Raw genomic sequence first — 24022 nt, forward strand, 5'->3', positions numbered from 1 at the left:
CCCCCTCGGAAACCGCAGGCCCCGCCGACCGTTATGCGACGCAGTCCCGGCCGGGCCGACGCGCGCGCCAGCGCCCCGTCGCCCGGTCCCCTCGCCCGCAAAGGACCCCACCCTTGGACATCACCCAACTCATCCTCGACGACCATCAAGAACAGCGGCGGCTGTTCGCGATCCTGGAGCAGATCGACGACGGCGACGTCGAGACGCTGGCGGCGGTCTGGGGGCGGCTGGCGGCCTTCCTGGAGACGCACGCGGAAGCCGAGGAGCGGTGCTTCTACCCGGCGCTGCTGAAGCTTGGGACCGGCGCGGGCGGCAAGCCGACGGCCGCAGCCGAGACCACCGACGCCATCAAGGACCACAACGAGATCCGCGACGCCGTGGCCAAGGTGGCCCAGAGCAAGGTCGGCTCCAGGCCCTGGCGCGCGGCGGTGGCCGAGGCCAACAAGGCCAACGGCGACCACATGGCCGAGGAGGAACGCGAGGGCCTGACGGACTTCCGCCTGCACGCCCCGCTGCAGCTGCGCCACGACCTGGCCGTCGCCTTCGCCGCCTTCGAGGCGCGCCACGTCACCGGCGTGAAGCCGGTGGACAAGGACCCCGAGGCCTACGTCGCCGAACACGCCGGCGGGCGCTGAGGGGGCGGGGACGGGCGTACGTCCGGCTTCTGGCGGCCTGCGATCACCGATCGCAACCCTGAGCAGACGTCACTTCGCCATGCGGCGGGTCCGTCTGACCCTGGCTGCAGCCATCAACACCCGCTCGACGAGGGCATCGAATTCCTCCTTTCCGATGGCGTCCAGATCGCGATAGGGCGGGCTCAACGGCCACCAACCGTGAAAGCGTCCTTCGGCGTCGAGCGCGATTGCAGCAGCCTCGATCTCTTCAAGATAAGGGCGTCGGCCGATCCGTTCTTCTCTTGAGGGGGCCCGCACGTTCTTGGCCATTGCCGGATCGCAGACGTCACAGGCTTCGAAGTTCCGACGCGCCTCAGCGAGCGAAAGGGCGCCGTTCGGGCCGCCGCCAGCCGCCAGAAGCCGTTGGCGCCGTCGCCCAGAAGGGCCGCGAAGCAGGCGTCGGCGTCGAACCTGGGCCAGCACAGCCAGTCAATCGAGCCGCTTCGGCCGACCAGCGCGGCGGTCTCGCAGTCGCCGATAAGCGCGTAGTCGGCAATCTGGCCGGGGCCGTGACGTGCGCCGCCGTCAGCCACCGGTGGCGAACCCTGGATAGAGGGTCATGCCGCCATCGACGAACAGGGTCGTGCCGGTGACGTAGTCGGAGGCGTCCGACGCCAACCAGACCGCCGCCCGCGCCACGTCGTCGGGCTCGCCGATGCGCTTGTAGGGCACATGCGCCATCAGGTCGGCATAGGCCTGGGGCGTATCCCATGCCTTGGTGTTGATCCCGGTACGGATCGCGCCTGGAGCAATGCCGTTGACCCGGATGCGCCGGGGCGCCACCTCCTGGGCGATGCTGCGCATCAGCATCATCACGCCCCCCTTCGACGCGGCGTAGTTCGCGTGGCCCGCCCAGGGTATCTCCTGGTGGACCGAACTCATGCAGATCACCTTACCAGTGGCCAACGAGACCCCCGGGTCGGGCCCCTGCTGGTCGAATTGTCGGATCGCCGCGCGCGCGCAAAGAAACTGGCCGGTGAGATTGACCGCGATGACCTTGTTCCACTGGCCCAGGCTCATGGCCTCGAAGGCGCAGTCGTCCTGCAACCCTGCGTTCGCCACGGCAATGTGCAGCGCGCCGAACGTCGCCGTCACCTGGGCGAACATCGCGTCGACCTGCGCTTCGTCGCTGACGTCGGCCTGCACGGCGATCGCCCTGCGACCATAACCTCGGATGGCCTCCACGACCGCCCGGGCATCCTCCGGGCGGTCAAGAAAGTTCACTGCCACGTCGGCGCCGGCCTGGGCGAGACCCAGAGCGACGGCGCGGCCGATCCCGGAGTTGGCGCCCGTGACCAACGCCACCTGGCCGGGCAAAACGGGCTGATAGGCGATGTCGCCTCGGCGCTCGTCATCCAGCGGAGCATCGTTCAGCGGGTCGGAACTTGAGGACATCCAGGCTGCCATGACGTTGGGCGCGACGGGGAGCGCCGGTGGAGCAATTTGCGCCACTCCCAACCCCTCATCGGCCGATCGGTTGCAAGGCAGACCGCGAGATCGGCTTATATATCATATTGTGATCTACCTGGTGATAGGGGACTGCCCATAGGGTATTGTTGTAGATGGATAATCTCGCGGGCGACACTCTTCCGTCGCTGATCGATTTCACCCCTGGTGAACCTCCCGTGAGACGTCGCAACACGATGGCCGACGGCTCGTTGAAGTCAGGCGCGGCTTGGGCTGCGCAAGGCTTTGGGGAGGCCTGAGGTCTGCCAATTGCCGCCGATGTCGACAGGCCCTGGCCGCCGGCGCCGATCACACATCAACGGAGACCAACGATGAACCAATCCGCATTCCTTTGCGCCGCCGCCGTCGTCGCCTTCGCCGGCCTCGACGCCGCGACGGCCCGGGCAGAAAGCCGCATCTGGCCTGACTGGCGCACGATCGACCAACGTCAAGCGACCGATCAGGCGCGGATCGACGCCGGCGTCCGAGATGGATCGCTGACTCGGGCCGAGGCTGTGCGCCTGCGGGGAGAATACCGCGATATCGCTCGCCTCGAGGCGCAATATCGCCGGCACGGCATGAGCCGGCTTGAGCGCGCCCAACTCGATCGGCGGCTTGATCGCCTAGGCCGCCAGATCGCGGCCAACCGCCACGACGCTCAGACGGCGTCGAACGGGGCGGGGGTCAACGGGCGTATGGCCGAGATGAACGCACGGATCGCCGCCGGGGCCGGAGATGGATCTCTGACGGTCTCAGAAGCGGCTCGGCTGCGGGGCGAGATGGCGCAGGTCTGGCGCATCGAGGCGCGTTACAGGATGGATGGCCTGTCGGCTGCGGAGCGGTCGGACCTGAACCGCCGGCTGGACTACGTCAGCGCCGACATCCGCAATCAGCGCAGCGACCTTCAGCGCCGGTGGTAAGGGCTTTGCTCAACCCCGCGCGGGAATGGCGGCGTCCGCCCGTGACGCCGCCTGCAAGGCCCCGACGAAGCGATCGCGCCACATCTCGACGGTGTCCCGCGCCACCCCGTCCATGAGGTCGCGCCATCGCGACCGGCGCTCGGCCTTGGGCATGACGAGGGCTCGTCGGATGGCTTCCGCGGTATCCTCGCGGCTAAACGGGTTGATGATCAGCGCCGCCGACAATTGGGCTGCGGCGCCAGCAAATTCAGAGAGTACGAGGACGCCGGGATTGTCGGGGTCCTGCGCGGCGACATACTCCTTGGCCACCAGGTTCATCCCGTCCCGCAGCGGTGTGACGAGGCCCACCTGGGCGGCGCGGTAGATACCGGCCAGTTGGTCCCGCCGATAGCTCCGGTTGACGTAGCGGATCGGAACCCACTCGACGGTGGCGAACGCGCCGTTGATCCGCCCGCTGACGGCGTCCAGGCGCGCGCGAAGATCCTGGTAGGCATCGACGTCGTCGCGGCTCAGCGTAGCGATCTGCAGCAGGAACACCTTTTCCAGCAGATCTGGGCGGTCCGCCAGGACCTGTTCGTAGGCGAGAAATCGCTCTTCCAGCCCCTTGGAGTAGTCGAGGCGATCGACACCCAGGATCATCTTGCGGCCCGCCATGCTGCGGCGCATGCCTTTGAACGCGTCGAGCGCCAGGGGCGACGAGGCCGCGTGCTGGAAATCCACCGTATCGATGCCGATCGGAAAGGCGCCGATCCGGCTCTGCTTGCCAAATGCGCTCACCAGGCCGCTGCCGGTGACGACTCCATTTGTGGACTGAGTGAGGTAGCTGGCGAAGGCGTCGCAATCGTCCTGCGTCTGGAATCCGATCAGGTCGTAATCCAGCAAGGCCGAAACGAGGTCTTCGTGTCGCGGGAGCGTGGTGAAGACACGCCGCGCCGGCCAGGGAATGTGCAGGAAGAACCCAAGGCGATTGGTGATGCCACGCTGGCGCAGTTCCCGCGCCAGGGGCAGCAGGTGATAGTCCTGCACCCATAGGATGTCGTCGGGCTCGACAAGCGGCACCAGCGCATCTGCGAAACGCTCATTGACCCTGACGTAGCCGGCGTCGAAGGAGCGTTCGTAGGCCGCCAGGTCCATCCGGTAGTGGAAGAGCGGCCACAGCGTCTTGTTGGCGTAGCCGTTGTAATATTCGAGCCTGTCCTGCTCATCGAGGTCGACTGTCGCCACGGTCACGCCGCCGACGCGGTCGATGGAGAGCTGCCCCGTGTAGGTCTCCACCGTTCGACCGCTCCAGCCGAACCAGATGCCGGAGGACTCCCGCAGCGCGGCGGCGAGCGCCATGGCCAGACCTCCGGCGGTCGCAACGCCCGCCTCCGTGGGCGGACTCACGCGGTTCGACACAGCGATCAGGCGCGCCATTATTGAAGATCCTTCAGAGCGAACGCGCCTGCTGCTTGCGCCTGGGCCAGCCAGCGAAGCATCTCTTCGCGCTGCGCGATACGACCCAGCGCGCGGGTCTCGCGCGGCGGCCCCACCAGGATACCGATGCCGCATCGCCGACGAACTTCTTCGAAGGCCAGCTCATCGGGCGCGCCGTCGCCAAGATAAAGGGGTGTGAAGCCCTGGAACGGTGCTTCATGCATATAGGCGCGGACCGCGGCGCCCTTGTCGACGCGCGGTGTCCGCAGAGCCGCGACATGGTCGCCAAGGTGCAGCTCCAACTCGCTCTGGCTCGCCAGACGGCGGGCCATCTCGATCACCGCCGCTTCCGCCCGCGGAACGTCGCCATAGGCGATTTCAACGCTACAGCGCTTTCGCTCGACACGAAGGCGCCGTTGCGCCCGCGCGAAGGCCTGCATCACCGCCGCCGCTTCGGCGAGCCTTGGGTGAAGGTCCCAGGATACGAGCAAGCCGTCGGCGCGTCGGCGCTGGCGGCCATGGCGGCCCGCTACACAGCGTGCGGCCCCTAGCAGGATCGCATCGACATCGGCGACCGATCGCCGGCTGACGACGGCCAGGCGCCCGCAGAGCCGCCCGGTCAGGTCCAGCAGCAGCCGCGCCACACTGTCCTCGGCGACGTCGCGGGCCGGCGACGAGCCCCCGGGAACGAGTGTGCCATCCAGGTCAAGGAACAGGGCTGCCCGGTCGATCGGCAAGGTCACGCCAGCGGAGGCTTTGCGGCTCATGCGTGCCCCGCCACATGGCCGCCGGCGCCTTCAGGGAGCACCAGCTTCATGTGCGGATACGGTATCTCGACCCCCTCGCGGTCGAACGCCAGCTTGATACGGCGATTATATTCCCGGCCGACCGACCACTGCTGCAGCGGGACGGTCTTCAGACGCGCCTTGAGCACGACGCCGCTGTCAGCGAGGTCATCGACGCCGACGACCTCCAGGGGCTCAAGGATCCGGTCGCCGTATTCCGGCTCGCTTTGCAGCTCCGCGCCGACGTCGCGCATGAGTTGCATCGCCCGATCGAGATCGGCGCTATAGGAGACTTGCAGGTTGAAGACATAGCAGGAGAAGGTCTTCGTCAGATTATGGATGACCTGGGCCTCGCTGTAGGGGAAGACGTGCAGGGCGCCGTCGAAGTCCCGCAGCCGGATCGTCCTCAGCGTCATCCGTTCGACGAGACCGCCGCTCTGGCCGATCTTGACCACGTCCCCCACCGAGACGATGTCCTCCACCACGAGGAAGACGCCTGTGATGAAATCCTTCACCAGGGATTGGGCGCCGAAGCCGAGCGCGACGCCGACGACACCTGCGCCCGCGATCAGGGGGCCGATGTTCACGCCCACATCGCCAAGCGCCATCAGGCCGAAGGTGACGACCACGGCGGTTCGAACGATACCGATCAGCAGGGGCGCCAGGGTTCGTAGCTGCGCCTGACGCCGCAGATCATGGCTGCCGGCCGCTATACGACCCATCCCGTGGCCGATGAGCAACCCCGCGGCTTCGAAAGCCGCAGCCGCCACTAGGGCCAACAGGCAGAGGCGCAGGAGCAGCGCAACCACCCGCCCATTGAGCCCGACGGACGCCCAGGCCACGAGATCAAACCCCCAGGCTCGGCCGATCAGCGCCGCAACGGCGGCGACGATCAGGCCTCGAAGGAGCAGCACCATCAGATCGGCCAACTGCAGTAGCCGCGCGCCACCCACCCCGGGCGCATCACCGAAGAGGCGCCTGATCGTGAAGGCTTTCAGACGGCCTGCGCCGAGCGCCAGAAGAGCCCCGACAAGGACGATCAGGGCGCTCAAGCCGACATCGACCACCACCTGAGCCGCACTGAGATGGCTCAGCGGCGAAAAGCCCTGGCGGACGACAGACCAGATTCGCTCACTGGCGCTCATGAAGGCGGTAGCTCCTTTTCTCTCGGCGACGGATGGAGCCGGCTGGCTCTGGAACGCCACGTGCGACCGGCGGACGGGGCTCCCCTCCCGCCCGGCGGCGCTGATGCCCGACCGTCGGCTCTCTCGCGTGCCGAAGGCGGTCAGGCGGGCCCTGTCACCGCGCCGGCGACGGGCTGCTTGCGCCTCTCCCCGTGAGGGCGCGTCGCAGGCGTGCGACCTGATTGGGCCGTGCGCGCCAGCGGGACTCGTGCGGCGTCCGGGACAGTCGATCGGTGGCCTCGCTGAGGATCACCGATCCGACGCCCCAGGTGCGCATCAGATCGCGGGCAAATTCGACGGCGTTGCGCCGGCCGGTGGGCGGTTTGGCGACGACCGCCACGGTCGGAAGCGTCTGCGCTGCAAGCGCCATCGCCATCGCCGCCGTCGACGCCGGACCGATCACATGAAAGCCTTCCTCGAACAGTCTATCGCGTAATATCTCAGCCCTCTCCGCATCGCTGCAGACAAGAAGCACAATATCCAACAGACCATTCATTGTAGATCATCCCTCACAGCCCAGTTCGTTGCATGGATGTAATATGGATGGACTTGGCCCGAGCCTCAATTCAAGCTCGCTGACATCGGCGTGAGCCAGGTTTGAACACGAAGGACCCGCGACGCCCCTGGCGCTGCCACCCTGCGGCGTCCGTAGACCATCATCTTGCCGCCAAGGTGTTGATTTCACCTCGCAAACGCAGCTGCATGCGATTGGCGCGGCGTTGGAGACCAGCAGGGATCGAGCCCCGTTTACATCACAATATGATGTTCTTCGCCGCCCGGGGCGAACCTGGCGCGATCGCCGCCTCAGCGAAATCGACCTTCAGAACGGGAAGAAAAAGGGAATGATGGCCGCGCCAAGCCCCCAGGTGAGGAGGTTCAAAGGGACGCCGACCCGGATGAAATCGAGATAGCTGTAGCGCCCCAGCTGATAGACCAGCACGTTGGTCTGGTAGCCGAACGGGGTGGCGAAAGCTGCGCTGGCCGCCAGCATGACGGCGATCAGGAACGGGCGGGGATTGACCCCCAGGGTGCCGGCCAGAGCGACGGCGACCGGGGTCAGCAGCACCGCAACGGCGGCGTTTGACAGAACCTCGGTCAGGAAGAGGGTCGCTCCATAGAACAAGGCCAGCGCCATGCGCGGCCCCAGGGGTTTGACCACGGCCGCGAGCGCGTCGGTGGCGCGGGCGGCCAGGCCGGTCACCTCGAGCGACAGGCCGATCACCACCATGCCGGCGATCAGCAGCAGGATTTCGGGGCGTAAGCCCTTGTAGGCTTCCTCTGCGGTGATAACCCGCAGCAGCACCAGCGCGACTGCGCCGGTCAGGGCGGACGCCGCGATTGGCGCCCACCCCAGGGCGGACACCAGGATGACGGCCACGAAGGTCGCCAGCGAGGTCCAGGCGCGAAACGGTCGAAAGGCGCGATCCACCGGGAAGATGGTCGGGTCATCCCCAGCCGGAACGATCGCGGCCGGGGGCGCGGGGTCCGGGGCGACCTGCGCCGGTGAGCGCGCCAGCAGGCGGGCGCCGAAGGTGTAGAGGTAGACGCCACCGGCCGCCGCGACGATCAGGGCCACCGGCGTGACCTCGAACATGCCGAACGCCGGCTGGCCGGCCGTTTGCGCCATGTCGTTGACGAGCAGATTGGTGGACGTGCCGATCAGGGTGCAGGCGCCGCCGAGGATCGTGGCGTAGGACAAGGGAATCAGAAATCGCCGCGGCGACAGTCCCAGGGCCTGGGCGACATCCCGGACCACCGGGGCCGCAAGCACGACGATCGGCGTGTTGTTGAGCAGGGCCGACGCGCTCCCCGCCAGGCCGATCACGATCCAAAGACCGAGCGCGCCCAGCCTTGCGCACATCCGGGTTGCCGCCTGCACGATGGCGCCCAGGAGCCCAGAGAGCTCCATGGCATAGGCGATGACGAAAAGGGCGGCGAGGGCGACGATGGCGGGGCTGCCGAATGCCCCCTGTACTTCGACGGGCCGCACGGTGCGGGTCGCCAGGAGCACGGCCGCGCCGGCGAGGGCGATAATGTCGGACCGCGCCTTGCCCCAGATCAGCGCCGCGACGACCAGGATCAGCACGCCCAGCGCGATCGATTGGGGCAGGGTCACGGCGGCGCCAGCCACGCGCTTGCGGAACCGGGCGCGACCGTCCTTGCCATGCGATCGATAACTCCACCCTCACGCATTCAAGCTGCTAACGTACGCGCATGCCGGACGAAAGGCCCACCCCCAGGCGCACCCTGCTGACGTTCGTGGCGCCGATCTCCATCGCGTTGATCGTCGCGCTCATGGTTGTCGCCTCCGTCGTCACCCGCCGACCGCCGAGGACCGAGCCGCCGCCATCACCGATCGCGACGTCCGCGGCGCCGGCGACATCCGCCGCGGCGCCGACGGTCCTGGGCCGGACCGAGCTTATCGCGGCCGCCAATGCCGCTGCAGTCGCCTATGCTGCGGGCCTGGCGCCGGACAGGGGCAAGGACCCACTGGTCGGGCGGGCCTTCAGGTTAAGGATTCCGTTCGGCTGTGATGGTCCCCAGCTTGGGACTGGCTCCGCCCAGGCCCATTTCGAGCTCGACCCGACCAACGGCGCCAAGACCCTGGTTGCCCAGCCGAGCGAGTGGAGCGGCCTGCCGATCTTCCAGGGCACGCCGGACGTCGCGCGGGCGGAATCCGTGGAAGGCTTCTGGATCCCAAGACCTTGGATGATCCTCGACACCTGCCCGCCGCGGCGCGACGCGCCCCTGCCTGCGACACCCACCCCGCCGGCCAGCCAGACGCTTGGCCTGGCCGAGTTCTTCGCAAAGGGCTCGGCGCGCACGCAGCGTCATGCCTCGACCCCCTATCAGACGGTCTGGAAGCCCAAGGGGGAAGCTCCGGGAAAGGACGCCCCGACAAGCTTCGAGCTGGTGCTGGAAGGGCGCGTCGACGGCTTCGCCGACGGCCGCGCCCTGCGCTGCTGGAGCGAGTCGGCCGACCATCGGCCGATCTGCATCTTCGCGGTGAGCGTCTCACGCGTGGCGTTCGAGGACGCCGCCGGCCATCAGATCGCCGAGTGGCGACGCTGACGCCTCGTCTTCAGGGACCTGCGCGCGTCAGGCGGCGTGCGGCGCGTGCGCGGATTTCGACGGACCGACCAGCCGGCCGACCGTCAGGCCCTGGACCAGGACGGAGAACATCACCACGGCATAGGTCGCCATCAGCATGAGGTCGCGGATCGGCGATGACGGCAGCGAAAGCGCCATGGCGATGCAGATGCCGCCGCGCAGGCCGCCCCAGGTGAGCAGGGCGAACGCCGAGCGGAACGGCAGCAGGCCGCGCCACAGGGCCAGAGGCGGGCCGATCGAAAGCGCGCGCGCCAGCAGCACCAGCGGAATGCAGGCCAGCCCGATCGCGACGTACCGCGGCTTGCCGATCAGGGCGATCCCCTGCAGACCGATCAGCAGGAAGAGCGCCGCATTCAGGATGTGGTCGATCAGATCCCAGAACTTCATCAGGTGGTCGCGGGTGATCTCGGTCATCGCCTTGGTCACCGCGAAATTGCCGATGATCAGCCCCGCCACCGCCATCGCCACAGGACCGCTGACCTCCAGAGGCACAGCGATCGAATAGCCGCCCATCACGAGGGCCACCGTGATCAGCGCCTCGGTGACATAGTCCTCGATGGTGCGCATCATCAGATAGCCCACGCCGCCGATGACGAGGCCGAGCGCGGCGCCGCCCAGCGCCTCGCGTGCGAACAGCGTCGCCCCTTCCAGCGGACCGATCATCTCGCCGCGGGTGGCGGCCCCGAGCAGGATCGCGAACACCACCACACCCACGCCGTCGTTGAACAGGCTCTCAGCGGCGACGGTGGTCTTCAGCAACCGAGGCGCCGCCGACCCCTGCAGCAGCGCGATCACCGCCACCGGGTCGGTCGGGCTGATCAACGAGCCGAACACCAGGCACCAGGTGAAGGGCGCGTCCAGATGAAACAGGAGGGACAGGCCCTTCAGCCCGACGGCGACGATGACCGTCGAGACCACGACGCCAACCGTGGACAGAACGGCAATAAGCCACTTGCCGCGACGCAGGTCGTGCAGGTCGAGGTGAAGGGCCCCCGCAAACAGCAGGAAGGAGAGCATGACGTTGAGCAGCGCGGTCTTGAAGTCGACGTTGCTCAGGAAGCCGCCGATCGCCTTGCCGAGCCCGAGGCCCGGGGCGAGGTGGTCGGCAAGGCCCACGGCGATGGACACCATCGCCCCCGTCAGCGTCAGGGCGATGGTCTGCGGAAGCCTGAGGGTCACATGGTTCAGGTAGCCGGCAATCGCCGCGCCCACGATCACCACAGATGCGGTCTCGAACGGTCCCAGAGTCATTTCAGGATCGTAACCAACGCCCGCGCGGCAATCCAATGAAAGCGCGCTGGAAGGCCGTCACCGGGCCGCGGCCAGTCGCAGGGAAAGGCGAACGGGGTTGGCGGACGGGTCGGTGAGTTCCACCTGCGCCCCCGACCGCGCCCACGTTGTGCGCACCCGGGCGCGGCTCTGCCCAGGGCCGACGGCGACGCGGTCGACGCGAGTGCGACGCGGCTTACCGTAGGCGCGCGTCAGCCCCGAGACGACGTCGTTGTAGGCGTCGATTGAGGTACGCAGGCTGATCGCGGCAAGGCGCCCGTTCAGGAATTGATAGCGCACCCGCCAGGCCGGACGAGCTGGATACAGCCGGTGGGCCTGCGGCAGGTCGTAGGCGCCGTAGACATCGGCGTAGCGGCACGTCACCAACCCTCCCGCGCCTTGAGCGCAGGCGCGGGCGAGGTGCGTCGGTCCGGTCGTGGGCAGCGGAAGGGCTTTCCAGGCGGCGATCGTCATGCCCAGCCTGGCGCCGTCGAAGGCTCCCACCTCGGCGAAGGGACCAGCGCCGGCCGATGGTGCGGCGAGCCCGGTCAACGGCCACGACGCGACGAGCAAAGCCGCCGCGCCGAGAGCGCGTGCGGCCAGCCAGCGCGGCGATCTGCGAGGAAGCGGCATGACCTTAGGCGTCCGGCAGGGCGAAGCGCAAGGGGATCCGGATCCGCGCGCCGCCGACCGGCTCGCCGTCCCGGGTCATCGGCTTCATGCGGAAAGCGTGGCTCAGCTTGAGGGCGGCCTTGCCGAAGCCCGCGTCGGCTGGCGTTTCTGCGACCACCGCGCAGCCCTGCAACTCGCCCGACGTCGAAACGGTGCAGCTGATCGTGGCCGCGCCCGCCAGACCGATCCGCTGGGCGTGTTCGGGATAGAAGCGTGACAGATCCTCCGCGGAGGGCCGGCGGAGCCACTCGGGATTGCGCAGGACCGGCGTGCGCTTCGGTGCGGCGACCGGCGGCAAGGGCGCCGGGGGCGGCGCGAGGACCAGCCGCGGCGGCGCTGGCAAGGGACGGATTACCGGGGCGATCGGCAACGGTGCGATGATGGCCGGGGCGGGATTGACCGCGGGCCTGGGTTGCACGGGCGGAGTATGGCGATGCGGCCGTAGCGGCGCCCTGTGCTTCACCACAGGCTTCGGTGGAGGCGTCATCTGCGCCTTGGGGGGCGGCGGCCTGACGAGAGTCGCATCGGTCGCGGGCTCGCCGTACGACGCGAGCCGGTGCTCGAACTTGGCCTTCCAGAGATAGACCCCGACAGCGCCGTGGGCGACCAGGGAGAGAGCGATCGCGGCGACAAGGGCGGGGGATGGACGTCGCGGCGGTCCCTCGCCGATGCGATCAAGGTACGCGTGATGGGGAACCGTGGCGACGAGGCCCATGGTCTTGAACACCTCCGTGACGTAATTATATCATCATATGATATAATAAGCGCGCCAGCTTTTTCAAGGATTTGAACTCGGCTTGGCACGCTTTCGAGGCGGTCTGCGCCTAGGCGCCCATACCCTTCAGACGCCGCAGGGATCGCGCGAGCAACGGCTCCTGACGCAGCATTTCCTCAAGATGCAGGGAGGCCAGCTGCTCGAGCACCTGGCGGCCAAGGACCGTCAGGTGCAGCTCCACGCTTCGGCGGTCGACCTGCGAGCGGGTGCGCTCGGCAAAGCCGGCCTTGGAGAGCCGATCGACCAGCTGGACGGCGGCATGGTGCGTCAGCATCAACTGCTCCGACAGTTCCTTGACGGACATCGGCTCGCCAGGCTTGGCGCCGATCGCCAGCATCGCCTGGTACTGCTGCGGGGTGACGCCGGCATCGCGGCTGATGGTCTCGCTCGCCGCCAGGAACCGCCGCAACGCGAAGCGGAAGCCGGCGAGCCCCTCCAAATGTTCCTGGTCCAGAGTCATCGGGCCCTTTTTGGGCGCTTGCAGCGGCGCCTGTCGAGAGCCAGTTCAACTCAGGCCGGTCCAGCGGAACGCGCGCCGCAGCTCCGTGACGGCGTCACGCCGGTACCAGCGGCCATGCGCCAGGATCACGCGGACGGGGCCCCAGGCGACCATCTGCCGGGCGGCGTGGCGCACCTGGCGGCGGGCGCGCCAGAAGCTGAGCTGCATGTCGATCGGCGCCTGGCCGCAGGGGTCGACGGCGCCGCCAAGCCGCAGCACCGCCCTGAGCCAGCGCGAATGAACCCGCTCCGGCTCGAAGTTCTCGATGAGGTCCGCCAGGATGAGCGTCCGGCTGGCCCGGTGGAAGAACACCACCTCGGTCAGCGCATCGCCCCTGACGACCACCTGATCGATCTGGCCGCGCCAAGCCGACGGCGCATCCGGCGACAGTGTCGGCCCAGGTGGAAGCGGCTGCTTGGATCGTGCCGCCAGACCCGGCGCGAGGTGGACCACAGCGTCGGGAAAGCGGGCCTTCCACTCGGGTATCCACCAGTAGTGCAGCGTATTCGGCGCGATCAGATGGCGGACCGGCCCCAGTCGCTCCACGGCCGCGAAGAGCCTGCCCGTCGGTTGCACCGGCGAATGCAGCCACAGGCCGCCGTCGGCCAGGGCGAGGATCGTCATGCGGGTCGGAAATGGCCAGGCGAGCCCCAGGTAATGGAAGCGGATTTCCGGTCCATCCACGATCCACAGACCCCGAGCGATGCGTCGCGGCGCGTCCGGCGGTCCATAGGGATCGAACGCCGGCGCGACGCGGGTCATTGCAGCTCCTCACCACTTTTCGTGCACCTGGACCCATCGGACTTGGCCACGCTGCATGACGTCGTCCGACCAAGCGGCACCCGCGTCAGCCCTGCGCCTTGGCCATTTGGATGGGGACGAAGAACTTGCGATCGCCATGGGCCACCAGCAGCAGGACGTCCGAGCGGCCGAGGGCCTTGGCCTTGTGTTCCGCCGAGACGAGATCGGAGGGCGTGGCCAGGGGCGAGTCCCCGGCGCGCAGGATGACGTCGCCGCGTCGCAGTCCCTTTTCCTGGGCGTCGGAGTTTGCCGCCAATCCCTCGATGGTGAGCCCGCCGCCGGCCTTGGGCGCGAGGCGCATGCCGAGGGTCGCCGACGCATCGTCAGCGTCGCCGCCATCGGGCGCACCGTCGGCGCCGGCCAGCGAGGCCTCCGACGGTCGCAGCCCGGCGCGCAAGGTCACGGCCTGGGTGTGGCCGTCGCGCCAGACCTGCAGCCGCGCCGTGTCGCCGGGATGGATCATCGCCACCTGACGGGTCAGGTCGGTCGCCGAGGCGACGGAACGTCCGTCGATGGCCGTCACCAGGTCGCCGGACTTCAGACCGGCTTCGTCGGAAGGCCCGCCAGGTACGACCTCGGCGATCAGGGCGCCCTTGACGGAGCTCAGGCCCAGGCTGCCCGCGATGTCAGGCGTGACCGCCTGCACCGTGGCGCCGATATAGCCGCGGGTGACCTTGCCGTGGGCGATGAGCTGTTGCGTCACCCTGGACGCTATGTCTGCAGGGATGTCGAACCCGATGCCGACCGATCCACCGGACGGGGAGAAGATCGCGGTGTTGACGCCCACCACGCGCCCATACGTATCGAAAGTCGGCCCGCCGGAGTTGCCGCGGTTGATGGGGGCGTCGATCTGCATGAAGTCGACATAGTTTGAGCCGCTGACGTTCGGCCGGTCCAGGGCCGAGACGATCCCGGCGGTCGCGGTGCCGCCCAGGCCGAAGGGGTTGCCAACAGCCACCACCCAGTCGCCCACCCTGGGCTTGCCGCGGTCTTCAAAGCTCACAAAGGGAAAGCTTTTGCCCTCCACCTTGACCACCGCCAGGTCAGTGGCCGGGTCATGTCCCACCAGCGTCGCCTTCAGCGACCTGCCATCCTTGGTGCGCACGGTGATCTTCTGGGCATCCTCGATTACATGGTTGTTGGTGACGATGTAGCCGTCGGCGGAGATGAAGAATCCCGACCCGGTGGCCTTCTGCGGCGGCGCCTTGGCCCCGTCCGGGGCTTGCGGGATTAGGCGCCGGAAGCTGAAGCCGAAGGGATTGTCCTGTCCGTCGTCGCCGGGCGCGCCGCCAAACTGGAAGGAGAAGGGTCCTTGCCTCTGGAGGGCCACCTGGCTCGGGTCGGGCTTGCTCTCCACATCGATCGACACCACCGCGGGCGCAACGGTCTGCACGATGTCGGCGAAGGAGTGCTGGGCGCCCGGGCCGTTGGACGCGGCCGGCGGGTTCACCGCACCCGGCTCGCCAGCGCGGGCCAGCAAGCCACCGACCGTGGCCAGCACCGTGGCGGCCGCGGCGATCGCCACGCCGCCCATAAGCCTCTTTTTCGTCATCGAAAGTCTCATCTCTTGCGGTTCGGCCATGCAGCGCAGCCTTCGCCTGTCGGCGCTCTGCAAGCAGGACCGTCCGGCGGGGCCACGCCATCCCGCGGGCGCCCGGAGCGAGGATCGCCCAGGGGCCGGCGGCACGCCCGGAATCGATAGCACCATGCCCGTCCCCTCCCGAATTAATATCCTGTCATGATATAAAAGCGCCCTACTCGGACAAGCGCGATCGCTTCAAGTCGCCGTGAGCGCTCCGCGCAGCTCCCGGTCCAGCGCGTCGATGCTGAACGGCTTTCGGAGCAGGCGGACGGCGGCCCCCAGCCCTTGCTCCTCGGCAAGCGCCGCCCGCGAATAGCCGCTCATGAACACGACCCGCAGGTTAGGCCTCAGCTGCCGCGCCGCCAGCGCCAGGGCGCTGCCATCGATGCGCGGCATCACGACGTCGGTCAGCAGGACGCGGATATCCTCATGGCGGCGCAACTGCGCCAGGGCGTCATCTCCGTCCGCCGCTTCGACGACATCGTAGCCGAGGGCGGCGACGGCCTCGACGGTGAAGCGGCGCACGGCGCCGTCGTCCTCGACGACCAGGACAAGGCCCTCCACGGGACCATCGCCGGTGGGAGCCGTCGGCCCGGCTAGCGGCCGGCGGTCCGACCTGTCTCGCGGTAGGTGGAGGCGCACCTGCGTGCCGCGACCAACCTCGCTCGACAGTTCGACATAGCCGTTGGACTGCCGAACGAAGCCATGCACTTGGCTAAGGCCCAGCCCTGTCCCCCGCCCCACCTCCTTGGTGGTGAAGAACGGGTCAAAGGCCCGCTCCAGGACGTCGTCGACCATCCCGCTCCCGGTATCGGCCACCTCGACCACCACATAGTCCCCAGCTTCGGCTCCGGCGGTCGCGGCGCCGGCATCGAGCTGCAGGTTGCGCGTCGAGATGGTCAGTACACCCCCGGCAGGCATGGCGTCGCGCGCATTGACGGCCAGGTTAACCAGGGCGCTTTCCAGCTGTGGAGGATCGATCAGTGCTGTCCACAGCGCCTGATCCAGGCGTGTCCGGACGTCGATCTTCTCGCCGAGCAAACCCGTGAGCATACCGGACAGGTCGGCGACACACGCGTTGACGTCGAGCGGACGGGGAGCGAGCGGCTGCCGCCTCGAAAAGGCCAGCAGCCGTTGGGTGAGAGCCGCCGCGCGTTCCGCTCCCTCCAACGCGCGGCGGACGAGCGTCGCTCCGCGATGGTCGCCGGGCTTCAGGCGGCGTTGCAAGAGATCTAGGTTGCCGGCAATCACCGCCAGCATGTTGTTGAAGTCGTGGGCCACGCCGCCCGTCAGCTGGCCGAGCGCCTCCATCTTCTGCACCTGGCGAAGTTGCGCTTCGGCGCGGCCCCGCTGCTCGGCCTCCTGCAAAAGCGCTTGGTTGCGCCACGCAAGAGCCCGCGCGGTGCGATGCATTTCGAGCCACACGAAGCCGGCCAGGACGCCAGCGAGCGCCAGCGAGATCAAGGTCACGATAAGCAGCGCCGTACGCTGGGCGACGGCCGTTGCCATCCTGGCGCCGAGGATCTGGCGCTCGGCGGTGTCCATGGCCGTGACCATCGACCGGATCTTCTGCATCACCAGCCTGCCGTCCTCTTGGCGAACCTCCAGGGTCGCGTCGGCTCGTCGGCCACCACTGGCCATGGCCACGGACGACGTCGCCGCGCCCACCCTGGCGCGCACGAGCGTCGCCAGGTTGGAATACCGCGTGAGTTGTTCCGGCTGATTGGAGAGCAGGGTCCGCAGCCGCGCCAGCGACGGATCGATCCGCGACCGCGCGTCCTGCAGCGGCTGAAGGAAGACGGCGTCACCAGTCAGCAGATAGCCGCGTTGTCCGGTCTCGACGTCCTGGATGGTGGAGAAGAGGTCCGCAAGGCTTTGCCGGATCTGCTGGGCCTGGTCCGCCAACCGCTCTGCCCGGGCGGACGCGACGCCGACGATCACGGTTCCGCACGCAGCAAGCAGCAGCAAGGCGAAGCCACAGGCAATGGCCAAGCGCTGAAGTCGGCCCCGCTGCACGTCTCTGTTGTGGGCGGCACTCATACGCCCCTCCCGCTCGATCGGTTTGGCGGCGGACCGCAGCGGAGCCGCTCACGCAATGGCGCAAAGGCTTGCATATATCCCATAGTGATATAAAGGACAGCGCGGGGCGCGCAAGTCTTATTGCAAACTTGATACATGCGCGGCGCAGGCGCCGGGCGCCAATTCCGGAGAAGCCGCCATTTCCTCCCACGCGGAAAGCGCCGCGGTCGACGTCGACCAGCACCGAAGCTTGTCTCTGTTGCGCCTGTCCCTGCTTGCCCTGGCGCTTGGGATCGTCACGGGCGTGGGCGCATGGATGTTTCGCGACCTCATCGGCCTGCTGCACAACCTGTTCTTCGCAGGGCGCTGGGCGATTCGGTACGACTCGAACCAATTCACCGCCCCGGCCCCCTGGGGGGCCTGGGTGATCCTCGCCCCGGTGATCGGCGCGGTCGGCGTGACCTTCCTCGTTTCCACCTTCGCCCCGGAGGCCAAGGGGCACGGCGTGCCGGAGGTGATGGACGCGATCTACTATAAGAGCGGCGTCATCCGTCCGGTGGTCGCCCTGGTCAAATCGCTGGCGTCGGCCCTCGCCATCGGTAGCGGCGCGTCGGTCGGTCGCGAGGGCCCGATCATCCAGATCGGCTCGGCCCTCGGCTCCACATTGGGGCAATGGGTGCGCATGCCGCCCGGCCAACGCATTGCCTTGGTAGCAGCAGGGGCAGGCGCGGGGATCGCGGCGACCTTCAACACGCCGATCGGCGGCGTGATGTTCGCCATCGAACTTATGCTGCCGGAGGTCAGCGTCGAGACCTTCCTGCCCGTCGCCATCGCCACCGGTGCGGCGACCTTCGTCGGTCGGTGGATGTTCGGCGACATGCCAGCGTTCCAGGTGCCGCCCCTGCAGGCGGTGTCTTCCGATCCCCAGGCCATCGTGCAACTCCTGTTGTTCGCCATCCTCGGCGCCCTTGCGGGCGTGGCCGCCGCAGGTTTCATCCGCGGCCTGCACGTGGCCGAGGATCTCTTCGACCGCATCCCATCACGCTATGGGCGTCACATCCTCGGGATGCTGCTCCTCGGCATGCTGATGTACGGGCTCTACCGCGGCTTCGGTCAGTACTTCGTCGACGGTGTCGGCTACGGAACCATCCAGGCCATCCTTTCAGGACCAGGCATGGCCTTCTGGCTCCTCGGGCTGCTGTGCGTCTGCAAGGCCTTCGCAACGTCCCTCAGCCTTGGCTCCGGATCGTCCGGGGGTATCTTTTCGCCATCCCTGTTCATGGGCGCCACGCTCGGCGCAGGCTTCGCAGGACTGCTCAACGCAGTGGGCTTCCCCGAAACCCTGAGCGCGCCAGCGTTCGCCATGGTTGGCATGGGCGCGATGGTGGGCGGCGGCACGGGCGCGGTGATGACCGCCGTGACGATGATCTTCGAGATGACCCTCGACTATAACATCGTTATGCCGATGATCCTGGCCGTGGCGACGAGTATCGGTGTGCGCCGCGTGCTCTCGCACGAGAACATCTACACGCTGAAACTCGTGCGCCGCGGCCGGGCAATCCCGAAGGCCCGCCACGCGAACATGTTCCTGGTGCTCTCGGCCAGGGCCGTGATGGACACCGACGTCCAAATCCTGCCGGCGGACATGAGCTTCGACGCCTACCTGCGCGAGCCCGACCACTGCGGCCGGCTACGCCACGTCGTCGTCACGCGCAAGGACCGCATCGTGGGGGTGATCCGGGTCAACACCGGACTTCGGCGGGGCCTTGAGGCGACGGCGACGGGCGTGACCTTGGGCGATGTGGTCAGCCGCAACTTCGTGGTCGTGCGAGAGGGCGACGTCGCCTTCGACATCATTCGCCGAATGTGGCGCCGGAACGCCATCATGGCGGTAGTGGTGCGCTGCCGAGGCATCCCAGGCGCGGCGGACGTCGCCGGTGTGATCACCAAGGAGCATGTGGCCGACTCCGTCGCTGACAGCGTGAAGATCTATCCACGCTGAGGCCCCGGCCGCCCTATCCGATCCTGATCCGGGTCGGCGTTTCGAACACATAGTCCGGCAGGTAGAGGTTCTTCGGCGCCGGGCCGCTACGGATACGACCCGCCGTGTCGTAGACCGAGCCGTGGCACGGGCAGAACCAGCCATCGTAACGCCCCTGCTTGAACAGGGGTACGCACCCCAGATGGGTGCAGACGCCGATCAGGATCAGCCACTCGGCGTGGCCCGGCTTATGGCGCGAGGCGTCAGTCGCCGGATCGCGCATCGAGGCGTCATCATCAGCCACCGCCGCGGCGATCTCGGCGGCGGTCCTGTGCCGGATGAAGACCGGCTGCTTGCGCCAAAGGATGGTCACCTCTTGGCCGAGAGCGACCTTGGAAAGGTCGAACTCGACGCTGGAGAAGGCCAGGGTGTCCGCGCCCGGGTTGAGCTGATCGATCAGGGGCCAGGCGACGGCGCCCGCGCCGCCGATCGCCGCCGCCGCCGCAAGCACGTGGATGAAATCGCGCCGACTGGGCGCGGCAGACTCGTCAGGAAAGGTATCGGTTGTCGACATCTGCGCGCCTCCGAAGCGCCAGCCCCCGACACAGATAAATATCACACTTGGATATACAAGGCCGGAACGCGGGCTCTCCCCTGACCGTTGCGAATGACATCATGCCCCTTCCTGCCCAGCCCCCTGAGACGGTCCATTTCGAAGTCGCGGCCGACGTATCGCGCCGTCTGCGTCGCGCCGCCGCCGAGGCCCGCCGACGACGCGGAGCGCAAGGGCGGCTTTCGGCCGGTCTGGCCCGGGCGACGCGTCTGCTGCTTGGACCAGGCGCGGTCACCCTGGTCATTTCCGGCATCTGCTTGACGATCGTGCTCTACCTCGAGTTTGGAACCCATTTCGCCGGATAGTCGGTCACCCAGCAGAAGCTCCAGGCCCCGGCGAGCGAGGACCCCGCCTTGCGCTAGGCGTTCGGTGCTGGCTAGCTGGTCCTTCTCGCGGCGACGCTGCGATCTGGGTTTCCGACAGGAATGGAGCGTGCGATGGACGCCCCCACCGCCGCGCCGCGCCACGATCCGCCCGCCAGCACCTGGCGGCGCGTGGTCGGCATTCTGGCCTTCGGCATCGATCACGACCGCATTGCGACCGAAATCAACGACGGCGGCGCGCTGAGCGGCCGCTTCGTGATGATGAGCGTGCTGTCGGCCGCGATCGCCATCCTGGGCCTGCTGCTCTCGTCCCCGGCCGTCGTGATCGGCGCCATGCTGCTGTCGCCCTTGATGGGTCCGATCATCCTCCTGGGCCTGTCGTTCTGGATGGTGGACTGGCCGGCCACACGCCGCGCTGTGCTCAGCCTGGCGGTTGGCCTCGGCCTGTCCCTGGCTGTCGCAGTCGTCCTTACCTGGGTGTCGCCGCTTAAGGAGCCGACGGCGGAGATTCTGGCGCGCACACGGCCCAACCTCTTCGACCTTCTCGTGGCGGTGTTCTCCGGGCTCGCGGGGGGCTATGCGGTGATCCGCCAGCGCGGCGAGGCTGTCATCGGCGTTGCGATCGCCACGGCGCTGATGCCGCCGATCGCCACGGTCGGCTTTGGCCTGGGAACCGGCGCTTGGGCGATCGCCATGGGCGCCCTGCTGCTCTTCGCCACCAATCTGATCGCCATCGCCCTGGCGGCGGCCGGCATGGCCGCGCTCTACGGCTTTCGGCCGCACGCTCTGGTGGCGAAACGGGGCTGGCTGGGCCAGGGCGCTGTCGTGCTGGTGGTCATCGGCCTTTGCGTGCCGTTGACGCTGACGCTGAACACGATCGGCCTGGAGAGCCGCGCGACGGTCATGGTGCGCCACGAGGTCGGCGCGCTGTTCGGCCGCAAGGCGCGACTGACGTCGCTCTCGGTGCGAAGCACGCCCGGTGGCCTTGAGGTCGCCGGTCTTGTCGCGACGCCGGTGTTCGTCGACGAGGTGTCCCAGAAGTTGGCCCAGCGCCTGAAGTCCGATCTCGGCACGGTCGTCGCCGTCGACCTGGACCAGGTCGTGCTTGCCGATCCCTCGAAGCTCAAGCCGATCGAAGCTGCCAAATCCGTGACGACCGCGACGCCCCTCGACGAACTGCGCGCGGCGGTGGCCTTTCCGGTGCGCAGCATCAGCTTCGATGCGCAAAGTCAGCAGGGGGTCGTGCTCCTGGCGCGTACGGCCAACCTCGACATCGGCGCAGCGCAGGCGCTTGAGGCGGGGCTGCGCGCCCGTGGTGGTCTGGAGCGGACGGTTGTTATCCCGCCCGTTGAAGCCCTCCCGTCTGTGGGCATCCACCTGGACGACCGGGACGACGCCACCTTTGACGCAGGCTTTGGCGCGCAGGCCTGGGCGCTGCAACGCTGGGGCGTGACATCCGTCACCGCCACGATATGCGGCCTGCGCGCCCACAAGCAGGCTGCTGCCGTCGGGACGGCTGTGGCAGCGGCTCTCAAACCCATGCAAGTCACGATGCGGTCTGGCTCCACGGCGAACTGCCCGCCGGGCGTCGGCGCTTCAGTCCTGATCGCCCCGCGCTGATGGACGCTGGACCGCACGGCATGCGCCGGGCAGGCTTGATGCGCCGCCTTGGCCAAAGCCGGCGTCAGCCCTCCGCTGGCGCACCGGCCATAGCGGCCACGAGGGAGACCAGCGCCAGGACCGCGAAGGCGCCTTGCGCCGCCAGGCCGCCGACCTTCGTTCGGCGCGCAACGATCATCGCGAGACCGCATTGGGCCGCGTAGAAGATCGCAAACGCGCGCGACGCGACCGCAACGACGAGGAATGGATTCGTCAGCCAGACGACCGCGATTGACAACGCGCCAGAGGCTAGGAAGCCGGCTCGAACGCCCAGCCGCCCGCGCGTCACTTCGGCGGCGATACCGGCCGCGCCGATGGAATCGGCCACCGCAGCGCTGAGCTGGCTGGCCAGGGCCCCGACCAGCACCACGATCCCCATGAGCGGCGCCGCCAGATTCATGATGTCCAGGATCCCGGCCACGCCTTTGACCTGGCCCGCGGCGGCTAGGAACGGCGTCAGCAGCATGACGAAGGCCATGTAGATGGCTGACGAAAGCCACTGCGCATAGCGCATGGTCCGGATTCTCAGCGGCGCCTCGTAGCTGTGTCCAAGATAGCGTGACGTCTCGAAGCCCTGCACGGTCACCAGCAACCCCAGCACGAGCCCAATACTGCCGATGCTGAATTTGGCGGGCGGGACAACAGCCGACGCGTCCCAGCGCAGGAGCCAGTAGAGCGCCAAGGCTGTCAGCATGCCGGCGATCACCCCGATCTTCAGGGAAACCGTCATGTGCGCCAGTTGCTCCATCCGCCGATGGCCGCCACGCGCGGCGATGGCGGCGAACGCCAGGATCAGCAGAGTCACCACCCCCTTGGCGACGAGCGCATGCGCCTGCGGGGTGAGCGCGACCTCCTTCAGGGCAAACTCGGCCAGGAGCTTGAGGTAGTAGGCTACCGAGATCGAATAGGCGATCGCCAGCACCATCTGCGACGCGCGCGCCGCCCAGGCCAGTCTGTCGTGAAAGACCGCCTTGGCCAGCAGCGGTTCGAGATGCGCGATGTTGAACCGCAGCACCGCCCCCAGGGCGTAGGCGAGGGCGAGGAGCGCGGCCATCGCGAGGGATGCGGCGCCCCCGAACTCATGCGCCAACAGCGGGCCGCAAATCAGGAAGCCACTGCCGATGATCGACGCCAAAGGCGTGACGGTCGCCGACCAAGCCCGCGACTGGCTGGCGGGGCCTAAACCGAGGACCAGCGTTACCGCGAGAACGACGACAACAGCGGTAAGAAAAATCAGCATGGAATGAACTCGGCGCTGTCGACGAACTTGCACATGGACGGGTTGACAATGCGGCTCACGCGTGGACCTCGGGCGAAGTCAGGCGGCGGGCTGCGATCTGCGGAACGGGCCGACCCGTCCACACCGTCGAAAGCTCCGGCTGATGTTGAAAGGAGTATCCAACACCCGCGGCCGGCAACGGTGGGCGAGGCGATATGTTCGCCACAGGGGCAAATGTATCATAGCGCGATATTTTAGGCTCGGCAGCCATATTTGCGCCAACCGCGGTCGCGACGTTGCGTAGAAGATCAGCCGGAACACCACGGTGGGCCGAATTAACGCATTCAAGTTTGTGCTTTTCCCAGTTGGTCGACATGGCTATGACGCCAACATCGTAAAGCGGCTTTGACCATGAGCGCCCCCGATCCCATTGACGTTTCTGTTGGCGCGCGAATCCGTATTCGTCGTCGCTGGCTCGGATTGAGTCAGACGCAATTGGCCACGGGGTTGGGGATCACCTTCCAACAGGTCCAGAAATACGAGAAAGGCGCGAACCGAATTAGCGCATCCATGCTCGTAAAGGCGGCCAATATACTCGAAACAACGGTTGCAGCCTTGGTCGGGGAAGGCGAAGTCGCGGGGCTTGAAATGCCGGTCCTGGCAAACTTGGCCATGCCAGGCGCGCAAGAGCTGCTGGACGCCTTCGCCAGGGTGCCCGCCAACGACGCGAGACAGGCCATACTAACCTTGACGGCCTCCCTGGCGCAGCAGGACGGGGTATCGCGGCGTTCGCGCGGCGCTGCGTGAGGGAGCGGCAAGCTGCGTTGGCCTTTCTGTTCGTCTGGCAGGTAATGTCGGCGACGCGGCGAGGCTTCACTCGGTGTCGGCACAACTGCACGGCGCACTTTGAGAGTCTTGCGCTGTAGTCGGCGCGGGCGTGCGGCTCGCTGCGCACCTGGGGAAGCGGGTCGAAGAACCTCGATCCTGGCCGGTCGCCGACGATCGGATCATCGAGTGGGACGGCCGCCTGACGCTCTTGCGCGCGCCGGATACGCGCGTGGTCGGCGCCTTGAT

The 24022-nt window shown here is 67.7% G+C and carries 23 protein-coding genes and 1 pseudogene; 7 read left to right on the top strand and 17 right to left on the bottom strand.

Going from position 1 to position 24022, the window contains the following annotated elements; translation table 11 throughout:
• Positions 1–113: 113 nt before the first annotated feature.
• Positions 114–635: a hemerythrin domain-containing protein gene (locus tag ACO2Q3_RS24020; protein WP_423311320.1), complete on the top strand. Its 522-nt coding sequence runs from the start codon at positions 114–116 to the stop codon at positions 633–635.
• A 69-nt stretch (positions 636–704) separates the two neighbouring features.
• On the opposite strand, the gene ACO2Q3_RS24025 is transcribed toward ACO2Q3_RS24020, so the two are convergent.
• From ACO2Q3_RS24025 to ACO2Q3_RS24035, 3 genes and pseudogenes are all read right to left on the bottom strand, one after another.
• Positions 705–1097: a CPCC family cysteine-rich protein gene (locus ACO2Q3_RS24025; RefSeq protein WP_423311322.1), complete on the bottom strand. Its 393-nt coding sequence runs from the start codon at positions 1095–1097 to the stop codon at positions 705–707.
• Positions 998–1207 (bottom strand): annotated as a pseudogene (locus ACO2Q3_RS24030) (trehalase-like domain-containing protein); the annotation flags it as partial. The gene ACO2Q3_RS24025 and the pseudogene ACO2Q3_RS24030, both read right to left, overlap by 100 nt.
• Positions 1200–2069 carry a glucose 1-dehydrogenase gene (locus ACO2Q3_RS24035; RefSeq protein WP_423311324.1) on the bottom strand — a complete coding sequence of 290 codons (870 nt, stop codon included), beginning with the start codon at positions 2067–2069 and terminating at the stop codon, positions 1200–1202. The pseudogene ACO2Q3_RS24030 and the gene ACO2Q3_RS24035, both read right to left, overlap by 8 nt.
• A 383-nt stretch (positions 2070–2452) precedes the next feature.
• On the opposite strand from ACO2Q3_RS24035, the gene ACO2Q3_RS24040 reads away from it, so the two are divergent.
• Positions 2453–3040, top strand: coding sequence for a hypothetical protein (locus tag ACO2Q3_RS24040; protein WP_423311326.1), 588 nt, complete (start codon positions 2453–2455; stop codon positions 3038–3040).
• Positions 3041–3049: 9 nt separating this feature from the next.
• On the opposite strand, the gene otsA is transcribed toward ACO2Q3_RS24040, so the two are convergent.
• From otsA to ACO2Q3_RS24065, 5 genes are all read right to left on the bottom strand, one after another.
• The gene (gene otsA / locus ACO2Q3_RS24045) at positions 3050–4456 is read right to left on the bottom strand and encodes an alpha,alpha-trehalose-phosphate synthase (UDP-forming) (RefSeq protein ID WP_423311328.1); all 1407 of its coding nucleotides are present in this window, start codon (positions 4454–4456) and stop codon (positions 3050–3052) included.
• Entirely contained in the window at positions 4456–5223 is a 768-nt protein-coding gene (gene otsB / locus ACO2Q3_RS24050) for a trehalose-phosphatase (protein WP_423311330.1), read from the bottom strand. Before otsB ends, otsA begins: the two co-directional genes overlap by 1 nt.
• Complete coding sequence (locus tag ACO2Q3_RS24055) at positions 5220–6386, bottom strand: mechanosensitive ion channel family protein (protein WP_423311332.1); 1167 nt, start codon at positions 6384–6386, stop codon at positions 5220–5222. Before ACO2Q3_RS24055 ends, otsB begins: the two co-directional genes overlap by 4 nt.
• A 154-nt stretch (positions 6387–6540) precedes the next feature.
• Positions 6541–6921 carry a hypothetical protein gene (locus ACO2Q3_RS24060; RefSeq protein ID WP_423311334.1) on the bottom strand — a complete coding sequence of 127 codons (381 nt, stop codon included), beginning with the start codon at positions 6919–6921 and terminating at the stop codon, positions 6541–6543.
• Positions 6922–7245: 324 nt separating this feature from the next.
• Complete coding sequence (locus ACO2Q3_RS24065) at positions 7246–8541, bottom strand: SLC13 family permease (RefSeq protein WP_423311336.1); 1296 nt, start codon at positions 8539–8541, stop codon at positions 7246–7248.
• 143 nt (positions 8542–8684) lie between these two features.
• Between ACO2Q3_RS24065 and ACO2Q3_RS24070 the strand changes: the two genes are divergently transcribed.
• On the top strand, positions 8685–9497 hold the full coding sequence (locus tag ACO2Q3_RS24070; RefSeq protein ID WP_423311338.1) for a hypothetical protein: 813 nt from the start codon (positions 8685–8687) through the stop codon (positions 9495–9497).
• A gap of 27 nt (positions 9498–9524) precedes the next feature.
• Here ACO2Q3_RS24070 and ACO2Q3_RS24075 read toward each other — a convergent pair whose 3' ends face one another.
• The 7 genes from ACO2Q3_RS24075 to ACO2Q3_RS24105 all read right to left on the bottom strand — a co-directional run bounded on the left by ACO2Q3_RS24075 (position 9525) and on the right by ACO2Q3_RS24105 (position 17174).
• Positions 9525–10787: a cation:proton antiporter gene (locus ACO2Q3_RS24075; protein WP_423311340.1), complete on the bottom strand. Its 1263-nt coding sequence runs from the start codon at positions 10785–10787 to the stop codon at positions 9525–9527.
• Between the two features lie 57 nt (positions 10788–10844).
• Positions 10845–11438, bottom strand: a complete 594-nt coding sequence (locus tag ACO2Q3_RS24080) for a hypothetical protein (RefSeq protein ID WP_423311342.1) — start codon at positions 11436–11438, stop codon at positions 10845–10847.
• Positions 11439–11442: 4 nt separating this feature from the next.
• Positions 11443–12192, bottom strand: a complete 750-nt coding sequence (locus ACO2Q3_RS24085) for a TonB family protein (protein ID WP_423311344.1) — start codon at positions 12190–12192, stop codon at positions 11443–11445.
• 109 nt (positions 12193–12301) lie between these two features.
• Positions 12302–12712, bottom strand: coding sequence for a MarR family winged helix-turn-helix transcriptional regulator (locus tag ACO2Q3_RS24090; RefSeq protein WP_423311346.1), 411 nt, complete (start codon positions 12710–12712; stop codon positions 12302–12304).
• A 45-nt stretch (positions 12713–12757) separates the two neighbouring features.
• Positions 12758–13513: a DUF4336 domain-containing protein gene (locus ACO2Q3_RS24095; RefSeq protein ID WP_423311348.1), complete on the bottom strand. Its 756-nt coding sequence runs from the start codon at positions 13511–13513 to the stop codon at positions 12758–12760.
• A gap of 85 nt (positions 13514–13598) precedes the next feature.
• Positions 13599–15104, bottom strand: a complete 1506-nt coding sequence (locus ACO2Q3_RS24100) for a Do family serine endopeptidase (RefSeq protein WP_423311350.1) — start codon at positions 15102–15104, stop codon at positions 13599–13601.
• 225 nt (positions 15105–15329) lie between these two features.
• Positions 15330–17174, bottom strand: coding sequence for a CHASE3 domain-containing protein (locus ACO2Q3_RS24105; protein ID WP_423311352.1), 1845 nt, complete (start codon positions 17172–17174; stop codon positions 15330–15332).
• Positions 17175–17412: 238 nt separating this feature from the next.
• Here ACO2Q3_RS24105 and ACO2Q3_RS24110 point away from each other — a divergent pair, with 238 nt between their 5' ends.
• The gene (locus tag ACO2Q3_RS24110) at positions 17413–19155 is read left to right on the top strand and encodes a chloride channel protein (protein WP_423311354.1); all 1743 of its coding nucleotides are present in this window, start codon (positions 17413–17415) and stop codon (positions 19153–19155) included.
• Positions 19156–19168: 13 nt separating this feature from the next.
• Here ACO2Q3_RS24110 and petA read toward each other — a convergent pair whose 3' ends face one another.
• Complete coding sequence (gene petA, locus ACO2Q3_RS24115) at positions 19169–19708, bottom strand: ubiquinol-cytochrome c reductase iron-sulfur subunit (protein ID WP_423311356.1); 540 nt, start codon at positions 19706–19708, stop codon at positions 19169–19171.
• A gap of 101 nt (positions 19709–19809) precedes the next feature.
• Here petA and ACO2Q3_RS24120 point away from each other — a divergent pair, with 101 nt between their 5' ends.
• Both ACO2Q3_RS24120 and ACO2Q3_RS24125 read left to right on the top strand, forming a co-directional pair.
• The gene (locus ACO2Q3_RS24120) at positions 19810–20052 is read left to right on the top strand and encodes a hypothetical protein (RefSeq protein ID WP_423311358.1); all 243 of its coding nucleotides are present in this window, start codon (positions 19810–19812) and stop codon (positions 20050–20052) included.
• A gap of 132 nt (positions 20053–20184) precedes the next feature.
• The gene (locus ACO2Q3_RS24125; RefSeq protein WP_423311360.1) at positions 20185–21690 is read left to right on the top strand and encodes a DUF389 domain-containing protein; all 1506 of its coding nucleotides are present in this window, start codon (positions 20185–20187) and stop codon (positions 21688–21690) included.
• 64 nt (positions 21691–21754) lie between these two features.
• On the opposite strand, the gene ACO2Q3_RS24130 is transcribed toward ACO2Q3_RS24125, so the two are convergent.
• Positions 21755–22969 (bottom strand): hypothetical protein, encoded by a 1215-nt coding sequence (locus tag ACO2Q3_RS24130; protein ID WP_423311362.1) that lies wholly within the window; start codon positions 22967–22969, stop codon positions 21755–21757.
• Positions 22970–23359: 390 nt separating this feature from the next.
• Between ACO2Q3_RS24130 and ACO2Q3_RS24135 the strand changes: the two genes are divergently transcribed.
• Positions 23360–23755, top strand: a complete 396-nt coding sequence (locus ACO2Q3_RS24135; RefSeq protein WP_423311364.1) for a helix-turn-helix domain-containing protein — start codon at positions 23360–23362, stop codon at positions 23753–23755.
• The last annotated feature ends 267 nt before the right edge of the window (positions 23756–24022 follow it).

It is taken from the genome of Caulobacter sp. KR2-114 (assembly GCF_049446115.1).
Classification (GTDB): Bacteria; Pseudomonadota; Alphaproteobacteria; order Caulobacterales; family Caulobacteraceae; genus Acaudatibacter.

Bases quoted from the DNA above. Each gene is read 5' to 3' on its own strand.
- ACO2Q3_RS24035 (WP_423311324.1), bottom strand. From the start codon at position 2,069: ATGTCCTCAAGTTCCGACCCGCTGAACGATGCTCCGCTGGATGACGAG.
- ACO2Q3_RS24040 (WP_423311326.1), top strand. From the start codon at position 2,453: ATGAACCAATCCGCATTCCTTTGCGCCGCCGCCGTCGTCGCCTTCGCC.
- otsA (WP_423311328.1), bottom strand. From the start codon at position 4,456: ATGGCGCGCCTGATCGCTGTGTCGAACCGCGTGAGTCCGCCCACGGAG.
- otsB (WP_423311330.1), bottom strand. From the start codon at position 5,223: ATGAGCCGCAAAGCCTCCGCTGGCGTGACCTTGCCGATCGACCGGGCA.
- ACO2Q3_RS24055 (WP_423311332.1), bottom strand. From the start codon at position 6,386: ATGAGCGCCAGTGAGCGAATCTGGTCTGTCGTCCGCCAGGGCTTTTCG.
- ACO2Q3_RS24060 (WP_423311334.1), bottom strand. From the start codon at position 6,921: ATGAATGGTCTGTTGGATATTGTGCTTCTTGTCTGCAGCGATGCGGAG.
- ACO2Q3_RS24075 (WP_423311340.1), bottom strand. From the start codon at position 10,787: ATGACTCTGGGACCGTTCGAGACCGCATCTGTGGTGATCGTGGGCGCG.
- ACO2Q3_RS24080 (WP_423311342.1), bottom strand. From the start codon at position 11,438: ATGCCGCTTCCTCGCAGATCGCCGCGCTGGCTGGCCGCACGCGCTCTC.
- ACO2Q3_RS24085 (WP_423311344.1), bottom strand. From the start codon at position 12,192: ATGGGCCTCGTCGCCACGGTTCCCCATCACGCGTACCTTGATCGCATC.
- ACO2Q3_RS24090 (WP_423311346.1), bottom strand. From the start codon at position 12,712: ATGACTCTGGACCAGGAACATTTGGAGGGGCTCGCCGGCTTCCGCTTC.
- ACO2Q3_RS24095 (WP_423311348.1), bottom strand. From the start codon at position 13,513: ATGACCCGCGTCGCGCCGGCGTTCGATCCCTATGGACCGCCGGACGCG.
- ACO2Q3_RS24100 (WP_423311350.1), bottom strand. From the start codon at position 15,104: ATGACGAAAAAGAGGCTTATGGGCGGCGTGGCGATCGCCGCGGCCGCC.
- ACO2Q3_RS24105 (WP_423311352.1), bottom strand. From the start codon at position 17,174: ATGAGTGCCGCCCACAACAGAGACGTGCAGCGGGGCCGACTTCAGCGC.
- petA (WP_423311356.1), bottom strand. From the start codon at position 19,708: ATGTCGACAACCGATACCTTTCCTGACGAGTCTGCCGCGCCCAGTCGG.
- ACO2Q3_RS24120 (WP_423311358.1), top strand. From the start codon at position 19,810: ATGCCCCTTCCTGCCCAGCCCCCTGAGACGGTCCATTTCGAAGTCGCG.
- ACO2Q3_RS24125 (WP_423311360.1), top strand. From the start codon at position 20,185: ATGGACGCCCCCACCGCCGCGCCGCGCCACGATCCGCCCGCCAGCACC.
- ACO2Q3_RS24130 (WP_423311362.1), bottom strand. From the start codon at position 22,969: ATGCTGATTTTTCTTACCGCTGTTGTCGTCGTTCTCGCGGTAACGCTG.
- ACO2Q3_RS24135 (WP_423311364.1), top strand. From the start codon at position 23,360: ATGAGCGCCCCCGATCCCATTGACGTTTCTGTTGGCGCGCGAATCCGT.